Source organism: Pseudarthrobacter sp. Hb11 (genome assembly GCF_059383655.1).
In genome coordinates, this window is sequence record NZ_JBWZCM010000019.1 from 21,336 (window position 1) to 34,722 (window position 13,387).

The 13,387-nt window shown below is 64.8% G+C and carries 11 protein-coding genes; 5 read left to right on the forward strand and 6 right to left on the reverse strand.

Annotated features, from left to right (window positions below):
- The first annotated feature begins 40 nt into the window (after window positions 1–40).
- The gene (locus AC50X7_RS17985; RefSeq protein ID WP_494980256.1) at window positions 41–919 is read left to right on the forward strand and encodes a DUF2382 domain-containing protein; all 879 of its coding nucleotides are present in this window, start codon (window positions 41–43) and stop codon (window positions 917–919) included.
- 285 nt (window positions 920–1,204) lie between these two features.
- On the opposite strand, the gene AC50X7_RS17990 is transcribed toward AC50X7_RS17985, so the two are convergent.
- Window positions 1,205–1,666, reverse strand: coding sequence for a DUF4383 domain-containing protein (locus AC50X7_RS17990; RefSeq protein ID WP_494980257.1), 462 nt, complete (start codon window positions 1,664–1,666; stop codon window positions 1,205–1,207).
- Window positions 1,667–1,821: 155 nt separating this feature from the next.
- Between AC50X7_RS17990 and AC50X7_RS17995 the strand changes: the two genes are divergently transcribed.
- Complete coding sequence (locus AC50X7_RS17995) at window positions 1,822–3,135, forward strand: cell division protein PerM (RefSeq protein ID WP_494980258.1); 1,314 nt, start codon at window positions 1,822–1,824, stop codon at window positions 3,133–3,135.
- 48 nt (window positions 3,136–3,183) lie between these two features.
- Here AC50X7_RS17995 and AC50X7_RS18000 read toward each other — a convergent pair whose 3' ends face one another.
- Window positions 3,184–3,615, reverse strand: a complete 432-nt coding sequence (locus AC50X7_RS18000; protein ID WP_494980259.1) for a hypothetical protein — start codon at window positions 3,613–3,615, stop codon at window positions 3,184–3,186.
- Between the two features lie 39 nt (window positions 3,616–3,654).
- Between AC50X7_RS18000 and purN the strand changes: the two genes are divergently transcribed.
- Window positions 3,655–4,233 carry a phosphoribosylglycinamide formyltransferase gene (purN, locus tag AC50X7_RS18005; protein WP_494980260.1) on the forward strand — a complete coding sequence of 193 codons (579 nt, stop codon included), beginning with the start codon at window positions 3,655–3,657 and terminating at the stop codon, window positions 4,231–4,233.
- 157 nt (window positions 4,234–4,390) lie between these two features.
- On the opposite strand, the gene AC50X7_RS18010 is transcribed toward purN, so the two are convergent.
- The gene (locus AC50X7_RS18010; protein WP_494980261.1) at window positions 4,391–5,743 is read right to left on the reverse strand and encodes an MFS transporter; all 1,353 of its coding nucleotides are present in this window, start codon (window positions 5,741–5,743) and stop codon (window positions 4,391–4,393) included.
- Between the two features lie 141 nt (window positions 5,744–5,884).
- Between AC50X7_RS18010 and purH the strand changes: the two genes are divergently transcribed.
- On the forward strand, window positions 5,885–7,576 hold the full coding sequence (gene purH / locus AC50X7_RS18015; RefSeq protein ID WP_494980262.1) for a bifunctional phosphoribosylaminoimidazolecarboxamide formyltransferase/IMP cyclohydrolase: 1,692 nt from the start codon (window positions 5,885–5,887) through the stop codon (window positions 7,574–7,576).
- A gap of 184 nt (window positions 7,577–7,760) precedes the next feature.
- Here purH and AC50X7_RS18020 read toward each other — a convergent pair whose 3' ends face one another.
- The gene (locus AC50X7_RS18020; RefSeq protein WP_494980263.1) at window positions 7,761–8,720 is read right to left on the reverse strand and encodes a trypsin-like serine peptidase; all 960 of its coding nucleotides are present in this window, start codon (window positions 8,718–8,720) and stop codon (window positions 7,761–7,763) included.
- A gap of 357 nt (window positions 8,721–9,077) precedes the next feature.
- Here AC50X7_RS18020 and AC50X7_RS18025 point away from each other — a divergent pair, with 357 nt between their 5' ends.
- Entirely contained in the window at window positions 9,078–11,297 is a 2,220-nt protein-coding gene (locus AC50X7_RS18025) for an NADP-dependent isocitrate dehydrogenase (RefSeq protein WP_494980264.1), read from the forward strand.
- 148 nt (window positions 11,298–11,445) lie between these two features.
- Here AC50X7_RS18025 and AC50X7_RS18030 read toward each other — a convergent pair whose 3' ends face one another.
- Together AC50X7_RS18030 and AC50X7_RS18035 are read right to left on the reverse strand one after the other, a co-directional pair.
- A complete protein-coding gene (locus AC50X7_RS18030) occupies window positions 11,446–11,712 on the reverse strand; it encodes an FIMAH domain-containing protein (protein ID WP_494980265.1) in 267 nt (88 codons plus the stop codon).
- Window positions 11,713–11,825: 113 nt separating this feature from the next.
- A complete protein-coding gene (locus AC50X7_RS18035; RefSeq protein ID WP_494980266.1) occupies window positions 11,826–13,049 on the reverse strand; it encodes a serine/threonine-protein kinase in 1,224 nt (407 codons plus the stop codon).
- Between the last annotated feature and the right edge of the window lie 338 nt (window positions 13,050–13,387).

A 13,387-nucleotide genomic window follows, 5' to 3' on the forward strand; every position in this document is an offset into this window, starting at 1 on the left:
TAGCTAATGCCCAGCGCAACGACACATCCAAGGAGACGTCATGCTCAACAGGGAAAACATTGAAGGCCTGCTCCACAAGGGCGGCAACGTCATCGGTTCTGATGGCGAGAAGATCGGCTCGATCGGCCAGCTGTACGCAGACGACGACACGGGCGAGCCCACATGGGTCACCGTCAAGACGGGACTTTTCGGCACTTCCCAGTCCTTTGTCCCCGTTGAAGGCGCGCACAGCCAAGGCGACGACCTGGTGGTTCCCTTCAGCAAGGAACACGTCAAGGACGCCCCGCGCGTCGACGTCGACGGCCACCTCACCCCTGAGGAAGAGGATCAGCTGTACACGTACTACGAGCGCGGTGCCCGGACCTACTCGGACACCCGCGATGAATCCCGCGGCGACGTGGACCTGCAGGGCGACGCTGACCTGAACGCCGGCACTCCCAACGCCGGCACTGCCGGCTACGCATCGGGCACCGGCACCGCCGGTTACGCTTCGGACCGCGACGCGGTGGGCCACGACACGTCCGGTCCCACCACCGATGACGCCATGACCCGCTCGGAAGAGCAGCTCCGCGTCGGCACCGAGCGTCAAGCCGCAGGCCGTGCACGGCTCCGGAAGTACGTCACCACGGAAAACGTCACCACCACCGTTCCCGTGCAGCGCGAAGAGGTCCGCCTCGAGCGGGAGCCCATCACGGACGCCAACCGCGGCGCGGCCCTGGACGGTCCGGACATCAGCGAAGAGGAACACGAAGTGATCCTGCACGAGGAACGCCCCGTGGTGGAGAAGGAAACGGTTCCGGTTGAACGCGTCCGCATGGACAAGGACGTTGTCCAGGAGAACGTCACGGTCAACGAGGAAGTCCGCAAGGAGCACATCGAGGCTGACGGCGACGGCGTCGACCGCGACCGGCGGCTCTGATCCCCGTCGCATAGCAAACTGCTGAAGCGCCGCTGAACGGACCGGCGCTGACGCAAACGCACACAGAACGACGCCGGGAGTCCACTTGGGGGCTCCCGGCGTTGTTGTGCATGCGGAACTTTCAAACTTGCCGGGCCAGCCTGCTGCTGGTGCGGGCTGGCCGCGGAGATGCTGGTGCAGCCACGCAGGAAGCGGCGACTGCACCAGCCAGTAGGACGAATATCTTCAGAACTTAGGGTTCTTCTCTCATTCGCGGCTCCTGTTTCCCGGGTTACGGATTCCGGGCTATGTCCGGTCGGCCGTCATATTCCGCGAGAACAGCCAGCCGGCAACAATCATCACGATGCCCAGCACCAGGTGGGTCCAGTTGTCCATCATGTTCAGCGACAGGAAATTGGCCGCCGAATCCACTCCGACAATGAGCCCGAAGACAGCCAGGACGATGTACAGCGCACCAGCTCCCATAAGGAAGTTCCGTGCTCCATGTTCTGTGCGGGACATAGTCCAGCCGGTTGCGCCGATGGCCAGCTGCACAATGTTGAGCAGCATGGAAACCTGGAACAGCCCAAGGAACATGGCATGCGAAGCCGGTCCGAGGAACATCAGTTCGCTGTACTGCGTGGTGATACCGGGGATGAAGCCCAGGACACCCACCAGCATCAGAACAATTCCCAGGCCCATGCCCACGTTCTGGACGTCTGCCCGTCCAAAGTGAACGCCGTGTGCATGAGGGGATGCGGTAGTCATTATTTGCCTCCAACCACTAATTGTGGACGGTTAAATTTTACGGCGGACCTATTGGAAAAGCGCCGGTACAAGGCCCCATTGAACAGGCAGGGACCTGCGGGGTTGTGCCTGTCGGTCACGGGCCGGGCCCCACCGCCGTGACACCATGGACAACGATGAAACTGCGCGCTGATCAGACCGGAGACCGTGGCCTTCCCATGCCCCTGTGGCTGCAGGGTGCCCTCGAAACGGCCCAGGCAGCCATCATCTCGGCACTGGTGGTGCTTGCTCCGATTCTTGCAGTGTGGGCTACCGCCGGATTCCAGGACGGTGCCGTCGACTTCCTTGCGCGCCTTGCCGGGCAGTCCTGGCTGCTGGTCCACGGTGTGCCCCTGGAACTTACTGCCGCCGGTTCAAATGCAGCCGCCGCTTCCGGGGCCCGACTGCTCACGCTCATTCCGCTTGGCCTGACCTTGATCCCTTTCCTGCTGGCCTGGCGAGCCGGCAGGCGGCTGGCGCGGGCTTCCTATACTGACCAGCTCTGGCAGGCACTCCTCGGGTCGTGGCTGGTGTACTCGGCCTTCGGAGCGGCAACAGGCTTTATCTGCCGCACGCCCGACGTCGGCATCAATGCCTGGCACGCGATGTTCATCCCCCTCATTCCCTACGCCCTGGGCATGGTGATCGGCGCGCGGCGTGAGGCAGGTTCCTGGAGCCGGCTGATCGGCGTCGACGCTGTGGACTGGATCTCCCGGACCAGCCAGCACTCCCGGTGGGCGGGGTCCTACCTCGCCTCGGCCGCGAAGGCCGGTTGTGTGGCCGTGCTTTCGGCCCTCTCGCTGGCCGCGGTGCTGCTGACCGTTGATGTGTTCATCCACTGGAACCTGGTGATTGCGGTCTATGAAGCGCTCGACGCCGGCGCGGTGGGAGGTGCGGCCCTCACCATTGCGCAGTTGGGCTTCCTGCCCAACCTCGTCGTTTTTGCATTGGCCTGGACATCGGGCTCCGGGTTCGCCATGGGCGTCGGATCCCAGGTGGGCCCCCTTGGCACCGCCGTCGGTCCGCTGCCTTCCGTTCCGGTGCTCGCCGCCATCCCGTCCGGCTCCTTGGAGTACGCCTTCGTTGCCTTGATCATCCCAGTGCTGGCCGGTGTCCTGGCGGGCTGGTGGTTCCTCCGCGAAGGGGAAAACCACTTTGATGAATGGCTAGCCATCAAGATCCGCGCCCGCTGGTTTACGGCCACAGTCTCCACCCTGTTGCTCGGCGTGCTCTGCGGACTGGCTGCCGGGCTGCTGACCGCCTGCCTGGCGTGGCTGGCACGCGGCTCAGCCGGAATCGGACGCCTCACAGACATCGGACCGGACCCCTTCTGGACGGGGGTCTGGGTGGCGGCGGAAGTGGGTGCCGGCGTCATAATCGGCTACGCGGCGGGACCCTGGCTGGAACGGGAGCACGCAGCAAGGGAAGAGGACGCCGAACTGGTCCGGTAGTGCGGCCGCTGCCGTTCTTGGGCTGCCCCTTGGGGGAGATCTATGGCCCTACGGGAGCTGCGAGGGCAGCGATCCTTCGAGCTGCACCCGGCACGCCGACTGCGCCTGGTCCGTCAGCGCCCGTCCAACACAGGCCTGGTATTCGCGCACTTCATCGAAGAACAGGGACGTGACCAGGATCAGCAGCACCATGATCGCGGACACCACCAGCCCCGATATGGTGCCGATGAGGACAAGGCGGGACTCCTTCAGCCGTGCCGCCCGGACCAGCAGCACCACGCCGAGGGCGATGCTGGCGGCTGTCAGGAGTGCTGTGAGCCAGAGGTAGCTGACGTCCAGCTGGTAGACAAAGAAGGCACCCAGCACGGTCACCACGAAAATCCGGAACAGGGTGTGGGTCTTGGTGAGCGAGGCCTTTGCTGCCTCGCTGAGCGGCTGTTTTGTGCGCTGCCGCCCAGCCGGTTCCGGTGTGGTGTTCATGTTTTCCAGCCTACGCGAGGCTGCCCATAAGCTAGTGCCATGCGTATCGTCGTCCTCGTTTCCGGAACCGGGTCCAACCTCCAGGCAGTCATCGACGCGGTTAAGGCGGGGGAACTGGACGTCGAAATCGCCGCCGTCGGCGCCGACCGGCCGGGAACCTTCGGGGTGGAACGGTCCGCGGCAGCCGGCATCCCGACGTTCGTGGTGGACTTCAAGGCTTACCCGGACCGGGCAGACTGGAACGCTGCGCTGACCCAGGCCGTGGCGGGGTTCGAGCCGGATGTGGTGGTCTCCTCGGGGTTCATGCGGATTGTGAGCCCGGAGTTCATCAACGCGTTCGATGGCAAGTACCTCAACACCCATCCTGCGTTGCTCCCGGCCTTCCCGGGAGCCCACGGTGTGAGGGACGCCATGGCATACGGCGTGAAGGTCACCGGCTGCACTGTGCACTGGGCCGACGCCGGTGTGGACACCGGGCCCATCATCGCCCAGGAGGCCGTGGCCATCGAAGAGTCCGACACCGAGGAGACCCTGCACGAGCGCATCAAGGTGGTGGAGCGCCGGCTGCTGGTGTCCACCCTGGCAGCCCTGGCCGCCGCCCACCTCTCCCGCGCCTAACCCCTCCCTGGCGTCGCCTGGAGGTCCTGCGTCATCGCGGGCGCTGTCGACGCGTATATTCCGGTTCCGACCCGCAGATTCCATGGCGCGCCGGAGATGTGGCGTGCGCTGGGGAAGATGCGCATCGATATTTGATAGGCGCGTCGTTGGACGAGGGTTACTCGAGACGGCGCTGCTTGGTCTCCGGGGAGAAGAACGCCATCCACAGCACGGCCAGCAGCACCAAACCGCCGGCCAAAGCGAAGGACGTTGCCAGGCCCAGCTCGGGCCAGAAGTAGTTCGCGAAGATGAGCGGCCCGAAGCCTGCGCCCAACCGGGAGAACGTGGACGCCCACCCGAACCCGGTGCCGCGCAGCTCGGTGGGGTACAGCTCGGAGACGTAGGCGTAAAGCACCGGGATGGCCACCTGCACCACGAACCCGAACACCAGCAGCCAGAACACCGCTGCGGTGGGGATGTCCACCACGATCGCCACGATCACCAGGGTCAGCGCAGACAACGGCCCGGTGATGGCAAGGATCCATTTGCGGCCCACCCGCTCCACCAGCAGGGCCGCCACAACAACCCCCAATAGCCCGACTGCGGCCATGGACGCGGTGGTGACGAATGCCTTGTACTCTGCGAAGCCCGCGCCGATCAGGATCCGCGGCATCCAGGTGAGGGACAGGTAGTAGACCAGCAGGATCGAGAAAAACAGGGCCCAGGCCGCGGCAGTGATCTTCCAGTTGAACTGCCAGACCAGGCGCAGCTGGTGCCAGGCGCTGCCGGCGGAAAGGCGTGGCACTTCCTTGGCGTCGGGCAGACTGTAAACACGGGCCTCGGCGCCGGTTGCCGCCACCAGATCATCAATGACCTTGGCCGCTTCTTCCCGCCGGCCCTTGCGGATGAGGAACAGCGGGGACTCCGGGACGCTCCGGCGGACCCAGAACACCAGGAGCGCCGGCAGGACCATCACCAGCATGGTCAGCCGCCAGTCGCCGTACAGGGCAACGAGCCCTGCTGACACAAAACCGGCCAGGGCGGCACCCACCGGCCACCAGCCGTCCATGGCGGTGAGCACCTTGCCGCGCTGCTTGCGGGGAGTGAACTCACCCACCAGGGCGTAGTCCACGGGGATGCAGCCGCCCAGACCGAACCCGGCCATAAACCGGAAGATGCAGAACCAGATGAAGTCGGGGGAGAAGGCACCGAACACGGTGAAGAGGGAGAAGATCAGCAGCGTGGCAGTGAACGCCTTTTTGCGTCCGATGGTGTCCGCGATGGTGCCCCAGACGAAAGCTCCAAGGGCCATCCCGATCAGGTTCGACGTGCCAACCCAGGCCACCTCGCCGGGGGTGAGGGCCCAGTGCGTGGAGAGCAGCGGAATAAGGATGCCGTTCAGGGTCACGTCCCAGGCATCAAACATAAAGCCGAGGCCGCCGATCAAAAAGATCCTGCCCTGGACTTTCCATCGCCAGGGCAGTTCCTGGACCACCTGCTCGCCGCTCGGCACAGTGGTGTAAGTATTCATCGCAGCCTCCTGAAAGAACTCTAGCCGGGCCCGGTGACGTTCACACTTCCGCTCGCACAAGGGGCAAAGAGCACTTCGCGATAAACTGGCCCTATCCCCACCAACCGCGGCACTGTTCCGCGATATAAGACGGAGACATTTGTGAGCTTCACGCAGCATGAGCGCGTATCCATTGACCGTGTTCCCATCCGCCGGGCCCTGATCTCGGTTTACGACAAGACCGGTCTGGAGGAGCTCGCCCAGGGCCTGCATGCAGCAGGTGTGAAGCTGGTTTCCACCGGGTCCACGGCCAAGAGGATCGCCGCCGCGGGCATCCCGGTCCAGGAGGTCGAGGAAGTCACCGGCTCGCCGGAAATGCTGGACGGCCGCGTCAAGACGCTGCACCCGCGCGTTCACGGCGGAATCCTGGCTGACCGCCGCGTCGAGGCCCACATGGAGACACTGGTCAGCATGGAGATCGAGCCTTTCGATCTGGTGGTGGTGAACCTCTACCCGTTCGTGGAGACCGTCAAGTCCGGCGCTGCCCAGGACGATGTCGTCGAGCAGATTGACATTGGCGGCCCCGCCATGGTGCGCTCCGCCGCGAAGAACCATGCCGCCGTGGCCATCGTGGTGGACCCCTCCTTCTACGGCCAGGTAGTCACCGCGGCCGCTGAGGGCGGCTTTGACCTGAACACCCGACGGCGGCTGGCCGCCAAGGCGTTCGCCCACACCGCGTCCTACGACAACGCCGTGGCCACCTGGACCGCGAGCCAGTTCCTGGATGAAGACGGTGACGGCGTCATCGACTGGCCCGCCTACGCCGGCCTCTCGCTGGAACGCTCCGAGGTCCTGCGCTACGGCGAGAACCCGCACCAGCAGGCCGCCCTGTATGTGGATAAGGCAGCTCCCGCCGGCATCGCGCAGGCCGACCAGCTGCACGGCAAGGCCATGAGCTACAACAACTTCGTGGACGCCGATGCCGCCCTCCGCGCCGCCTACGATTTCGCCGAGCCCGCCGTGGCCATCATCAAGCACGCCAACCCCTGCGGCGTTGCCGTCGGTTCCGCGGACGCCGCTGATCCCATCGCTGACGCGCATGCCAAGGCCCACGCCTGCGATCCCGTCTCGGCCTTCGGCGGCGTCATCGCTGCCAACCGCCCCGTGACAGCCGGCATGGCAAACACTGTCAAGGACATCTTCACCGAGGTTGTCATCGCCCCGGGCTTCGAACCTGAGGCTGTGGAGATCCTGTCCAAGAAGAAGAACATCCGCCTGCTCGCCCTGCCGGAAGGCTACGGCCGCTACCCGTCGGAGATCCGCCAGGTATCCGGCGGCGTCCTGGTCCAGGTCGCGGACAAGGTAGATGCCGACGGCGACAACCCCGCCAACTGGACTCTTGCTGCCGGTGAAGCCGCGGACGAAAAGACCCTCGCGGACCTGGCTTTCGCCTGGACTGCCTGCCGTGCAGCCAAGTCCAACGCCATCCTGCTTGCCCAGGACGGCGCTGCCGTGGGCATCGGCATGGGCCAGGTCAACCGCCTTGATTCGTGCCGGCTGGCCGTGGAGCGCGCCAACACCTTGGGGGTCACGGTGGAGTCCGACGTCGAAGGTGCGGGCGGTGCCACCAACGTCGGCACGACAGAAGCAGGCGCACCCCAGCGCGCCCGCGGCGCCGTTGCTGCCTCTGACGCTTTCTTCCCGTTCGCTGACGGCCTGCAGATCCTGGTCGACGCCGGCGTCCGCGCCGTGGTCCAGCCCGGCGGTTCGGTGCGCGATGAGGAAGTCATCTCCGCGGCCAACGCGGCGGGCGTGACCATGTACTTCACGGGGGCCCGCCACTTCTTCCATTAGGTCCCACCGGCCCCCTAACCTCGCTGCGTCCGCACCGGCTCCCTGCCTCCGCAAGCTCGGTCCAGGGCCCTCGCCGGAGCGGCACTGCCAGGGAACCCTGCCGGCGTGGGCCCATCTTGTGTTAAATGCCGACGGCGCCTGTCCCCTTCGCGGGGGACAGGCGCCGTCGGCGTTTCCTGGCTTCTTAGGAAGCTTCGGCGATCTCGTACGTCTCTTCGATAACCTCGCCCCACTGCGGGCCGTACAGGACCTTGGAGCCCTTGTAGCCGTAGCTGTTGACCGAGTTTTGGTAGCCGTCCGAGCCTGAGCCGATCAGCCACGGGCCGCCGGACGAGCCGCCGTTCATATCGCAGGGAATGCCCTGGGTGCCGAATCCCGTGTTGATGCTGTCCGGGGTTGCCGTGCCTGCGCAGCTCCTGAGGGTCTCCCCGTTAAACGGTGCAGAGGCCGGGTAACCGTAGGACGTGTAGTACTGGCCGCTGTCCTCATTGAACGCCACGCCTGAACCACCAACAACGTTGGTCAGAAGCCGGCCGGTGCTGTCCGGGGCCATCACGGCGAAAGCGGTGTCGTACGCCATGTTGCCGCCGGAGCTCCACTGGCGGGGTGCGTACAAGGCCTTGGCGGTCCACGTGCCGTAAGGCCTGTTGCCGTTTTCATATGCGGGGACAAATGCGAACTTTTGAGCCTTCTGCCCCAGTCCGTCCATGGCGCAGTGGCCGGCCGTCGATACCGTGCTCTTGTTGTCGGAGGTGACGGCGTTGCCGGAGCAGACGTAGTTGGCGCCGCCCATGACGAAGAAGACCTTGCCGATGTGCTTCACGGACTTTTCGGTTGCAGCCATGGCACGGGTGGCCTTGATCTTGGTGCTCTTGCCTTTCTTCACGGTGTCCACGCTCGAACGGTTGCCGCGTTCGCGGGCCTTTTCGCCAAGGACCTCGCCTGAGACTGCCTGCCGCATCCGGTCGGCTGTCCAGTACTCCGCCACGCCTGTACTGTCCAGGACCGCGCTGACGACAGTGGCGTTCTTTTTCTCGTCGGAAGCCGCGGGGGCAGCGGTGGCCCCGCCGGCGGCGCAGAGCGTTAAAGCGGCTGCTGCTGAGAGGCTTAGAAATCCGGAAACTAAGGACCTGGTGCGAATCATTGTTGTCCTGTCCTAACGGGGAGGGCCCCGGGAAGGGCCAAGAGTGACGTGGCAAACATATCGCCGAATACAACATTGTAGATAGTTGCTGCGTATCGGCTAGGGCTTTCGCCTTTTTTATAGCCCGCAACTTCGGATAAGGGGCTCTGGGGCCTACCCTGGGCGGAAAGCACGACGGCGGTAGGGGCACCTGGGCGCGTGACGCCGTCGTACGTTCTCCATCGCTGTAATCCTGCCTGCCGGCTGGGTAATCCAGAAGCTCCGGTAGGGTTCAAACCCGTGTCCTCGGGTAGGTTATACATGGTGAAATAGACCGAATTTTCACAACCAAGCCGACCCACAGGGAGACGCCCGCGCATGTCCAAGATTATCTACACCCACACCGACGAAGCGCCGATGCTGGCTACCTATTCGTTCCTGCCCATCGTTGAGGCGTTCGCCTCGACAGCAGGTGTGGAGGTGGAGACCCGCGACATTTCGCTCGCCGGCCGCATCATCGCCGTCTTCGGTGACTACCTCACCCCCGAGCAGCAGATCGGTGACGCCCTTGCTGAACTCGGTGAGCTGGCGAAGACGCCGGAAGCCAACATCATTAAGCTGCCCAACATCAGCGCCTCCATCCCTCAGCTGAAGGCAGCGATCGCCGAGCTGCAGGGCCAGGGCTACGCCCTCCCGGACTACCCTGACAACCCGTCCTCTGATGAGGAGACGGCCGTCCGCTCCCGCTACGACAAGATCAAGGGCTCGGCAGTGAACCCGGTCCTGCGTGAAGGCAACTCGGACCGCCGCGCACCCCTGTCCGTCAAGAACTACGCGCGCCAGAACCCGCATTCCATGGGCGCCTGGACCGCCGATTCGAAGACCAACGTGGCCACCATGGGCAAGGATGACTTCCGCTCCAACGAGAAGTCCGTTGTCATCGAGTCTGAGGGCACCATCGCTATCCAGCTGGTCCGCGAAGACGGTTCGGTCAAGGTCCTGAAGAAGGCCTTCCCGGTTCAGTCCGGCGAGGTTATCGACGGCACGGTGATGCGCGCCGCAGCCCTGGACGAGTTCCTGCAGGCCCAGGTCGCCCGCGCCAAGGAAGAAGGCATCCTTTTCTCCGCCCACCTCAAGGCCACCATGATGAAGGTCTCGGACCCCATCATCTTCGGCCACGTGGTCAAGGCCTACTTCTCCGAGCTGTTCGATACCTACGGCAAGCAGCTTGCCGCCGCCGGCATCAGCCCGAACAACGGCCTCGCTGCCATCCTGAGCAGCCTCGAAGACCTCCCGGAAGACGTCCGGGAAGGCGTCCAGTCCCTCATCAAGAAGGGCCTCGAAGAGGGCCCCGCCCTGGCCATGGTGGACTCGGACAAGGGCATCACCACCCTGAACGTCCCCAGCGACGTCATCGTGGACGCGTCCATGCCGGCCATGATCCGCAGCTCCGGCCACATGTGGGGCCCGGACGGCAAGGAAGCTGACACGCTCGCCGTGCTGCCCGACAGCTCCTACGCCGGCATCTACCAGGTGGTCCTTGATGACTGCCGCGCCAACGGCGCCTACGATCCCACCACCATGGGAACCGTGCCGAACGTGGGCCTCATGGCGCAGGCCGCCGAGGAATACGGCAGCCACGACAAGACCTTCGAGATCCAGGAAGCGGGCACCGTGCAGATCGTGGACGGCTCCGGCAACGTCCTGATCGAACACGACGTTTCCGTCGGGGACATCTGGCGTGCCTGCCAGACCAAGGACTTGCCCATCCGCGACTGGGTCAAGCTGACCGTCACCCGCGCCCGTGCCTCGCAGACCCCGGCCGTGTTCTGGCTGGATGAGGAACGCGCGCACGACGCCAACCTCATCGCCAAGGTCAACGAGTACCTGAAGGACCACGACACCGAGGGCCTGGACATCCGGATCATGTCCCCGGTGAAGGCCATCGCGTTCACCCTGGACCGCATCCGCAAGGGCGAGGACACCATCTCGGTTTCCGGCAACGTCCTCCGCGATTACCTCACGGACCTGTTCCCCATCCTGGAGCTGGGCACCAGCGCCAAGATGCTCTCCGTGGTTCCGCTCATGAACGGCGGCGGGCTCTTCGAGACCGGTGCCGGTGGATCCGCGCCGAAGCACGTCCAGCAGCTGCTCAAGGAAAACCACCTGCGCTGGGACAGCCTGGGTGAGTTCCTGGCTCTGGCCGTGAGCTTCGAGCACCTGGCCACCACTACGGGCAACGCCCGCGCCCAGGTCCTGGCCGACACCCTGGACCGCGCCACCGGCACCTTCCTGCTGGAGAACAAGTCTCCGAGCCGCCGGGCCGGCGAACTCGACAACCGCGGCAGCCACTACTACCTGGCCCGCTACTGGGCAGAAGAGCTGGCCAAGCAGACGGACGACGCCGACCTGGCCGCCGCGTTCAGCTCCGTCGCCAATGAGCTCTCCTCCAAGGAGGAAACCATCGTGGGCGAGCTGGCTGAGGTCCAGGGTTCCCCGGTGGACATCGGAGGCTACTACAACCCGGACGATGCGAAGGCTTCCGCAGTGATGCGCCCGTCCGCCACCCTGAACAAGGTTCTCGCCACGCTGAGCTAACGCACGGCTGCGTCAGCAGCTGAACAAGCAACGCGAAAGAGGCGGTGTCCCTGGTTCGATACAGGGGGCGCCGCCTCTTTCTTGTGTGGCAGGAACTGTGGGGTCGCCCTGAGCTGACGAGCCGCCGTCGCGCGCTTGGAGCCAGGCGTTAGTCTTTGCCTTTGCCCTCGTTGTTCTTTTCTGCTGCCTTGGCGGCGGCCGCGACAGCATCTTCCAGGTCGGCCCGTACGGCAGCTGCAATGGTAGTGATCGTCTGGCGCCGATCCTCGGAAATTTGGCCCTTGCCCTGGGCCGCAGCCAACTCTGTTTCAAGGCCTTTCAGGGCTTTCATGGCTGTGGCGGGATCATTCTTGGAGGAAGCCTCAGTGACTTCGAGGACCCGCGCCTGAAGCTGCCGGGCAGCGGCTGGCTGCAAGCCGGTGTCGCTGGGACCACAGCCTGCCACAAGCCCGGCCGCCAACACGGCAGCCGTGCACGTCGATGCAACCTGTAACCGGGGGCTGCTCGAAGTGCCCCGCAGCTTCAAGCTCACGGCTCCACGCTCTTCTGGAGCTCCTCCAGGTGCTCACCAAGGACGCCGGTCACCGTGGGGTAGGGCACAACGTCGGCGGTGGACCGGGTGGACAGGCTGGCCATCACTGCCGCCACAGCTGCAGCCAGCACCACAACCCCAAGAAGCACTGCCAGCCACCAGCGCCGGCGTCGCGATCCTGAAGACCGCTCCTTCTTGGGCTGCCCGCCCTTCAGTCCTTGTCCAGGGGCGACTGGCGAAGCTGCGTCTACTGGCCCTGCTGCCTCACGCAGTTCATCCACCGATTCCTCAGCAGTGATGGAGGGCGGGTGGAACGGCATGGCCGGCAGGACCCTCGTGGTTTCCGGAACGAGTTCTCCGGGGGTTGACGCGGGGGACACCAGCGCCTGCCGGAGGGCGGTCTCGATGTCCGCGGCAGCGGGGCGCTCCAGAGGTTCGATGGCTGTCATGGACCGGACCAGGTCAGCCCATTCGGACGGCAGATCCTCGGGGATTTCCGGCGCACGGTGCAGGCGCGCCACGGCAGATTCAACTGCGCCGCCCGGATACTCGACTGTGCCCTTGATGCATTCAAGCAGCACAAGCCCGAGGGAGTAGATGTCCGTGGCAGAGGAGAGGGGCTTGCCCAGAGCCTGTTCCGGGCTGAGGTAAGCGGCAGTGCCCACCATTGTGCCCGTGGCCGTGAGCCGGGTGGAGTCCGCGATCCGGGCGATGCCGAAGTCCGTAAGTTTGGGACGCAGCGGCTCCCCGGGGCGGATCTGCACCAGCAGGATATTGGCAGGCTTGATGTCGCGGTGGATGATTCCGAGGCCGTGGACATACGCCAGTGCGTCGGCGATGCCTGCCCCGATTACGGCAAGTTCCTCCAGCGGGACGCGGCTATGGCGGATCCGGGTCCGCAGATCCTGGCCGTCCACAAGCTCCATGGTGAGGAAAGGCCTCGGCTCGTCAGGAATACGGTCATCGATCCCGGCGTCGAAAAGAGTGACCAGCCCCGGATGGTTGAGCGTCGCCAGGAGCTGGATTTCCGCTTCCTGCCGCTTCAATTCGTCGGCGTCCGGAGCCTGCGGGGCAAAGAGCTTCAGGGCAACGTCGCGGCCCAGGTTCTCGTCCCGGGCACAGTAAACCGATGACATTCCGCCGCGGCCAATAACTTCACCCAACCGATAACGTCCGCCGACCACTTCATTCTTGATGGAGCTAGGCGATTCCGCCACCATGACCCGTTCCTCCCGGTGCGCTGCGGCACTGTCGTACAACAAATTATACGGGCGGTGGAGTAAACGGACGATTGGCCTGGCTTCTGTTCTGTGACACGCCGAGGGCCCGGCGGCGGAACCGTGTGTGGGTTTCGCTGCCGGGCCATCGGCCACAAGGACATGTGTGCTGATGACATGTTTGCGTTGTTGTGTGTTGGTTGTGTTGTGCGGGGTCCTCCTTCCGTTCGGCCTGCTTGCTGCTGCCGCTTCAGGCGCAGGGTGCAGGCACGGTCAGCAATCGTTCGGTGTTTTAGGAGACCTTGCGCTTGCGGAGCATGAGGAGGGTTCCTGCTGCCAGG

What these genes read in the sequence shown, in the direction of transcription:
- AC50X7_RS17985 (WP_494980256.1), top strand. Translation starts at nt 41, where the DNA reads ATGCTCAACAGGGAAAACATTGAAGGCCTGCTCCACAAGGGCGGCAAC.
- AC50X7_RS18025 (WP_494980264.1), top strand. Translation starts at nt 9,078, where the DNA reads ATGTCCAAGATTATCTACACCCACACCGACGAAGCGCCGATGCTGGCT.
- AC50X7_RS18010 (WP_494980261.1), bottom strand. Translation starts at nt 5,743, where the DNA reads ATGAATACTTACACCACTGTGCCGAGCGGCGAGCAGGTGGTCCAGGAA.
- AC50X7_RS18000 (WP_494980259.1), bottom strand. Translation starts at nt 3,615, where the DNA reads ATGAACACCACACCGGAACCGGCTGGGCGGCAGCGCACAAAACAGCCG.
- AC50X7_RS18020 (WP_494980263.1), bottom strand. Translation starts at nt 8,720, where the DNA reads ATGATTCGCACCAGGTCCTTAGTTTCCGGATTTCTAAGCCTCTCAGCA.
- AC50X7_RS17995 (WP_494980258.1), top strand. Translation starts at nt 1,822, where the DNA reads ATGAAACTGCGCGCTGATCAGACCGGAGACCGTGGCCTTCCCATGCCC.
- AC50X7_RS17990 (WP_494980257.1), bottom strand. Translation starts at nt 1,666, where the DNA reads ATGACTACCGCATCCCCTCATGCACACGGCGTTCACTTTGGACGGGCA.
- AC50X7_RS18035 (WP_494980266.1), bottom strand. Translation starts at nt 13,049, where the DNA reads ATGGTGGCGGAATCGCCTAGCTCCATCAAGAATGAAGTGGTCGGCGGA.
- purN (WP_494980260.1), top strand. Translation starts at nt 3,655, where the DNA reads ATGCGTATCGTCGTCCTCGTTTCCGGAACCGGGTCCAACCTCCAGGCA.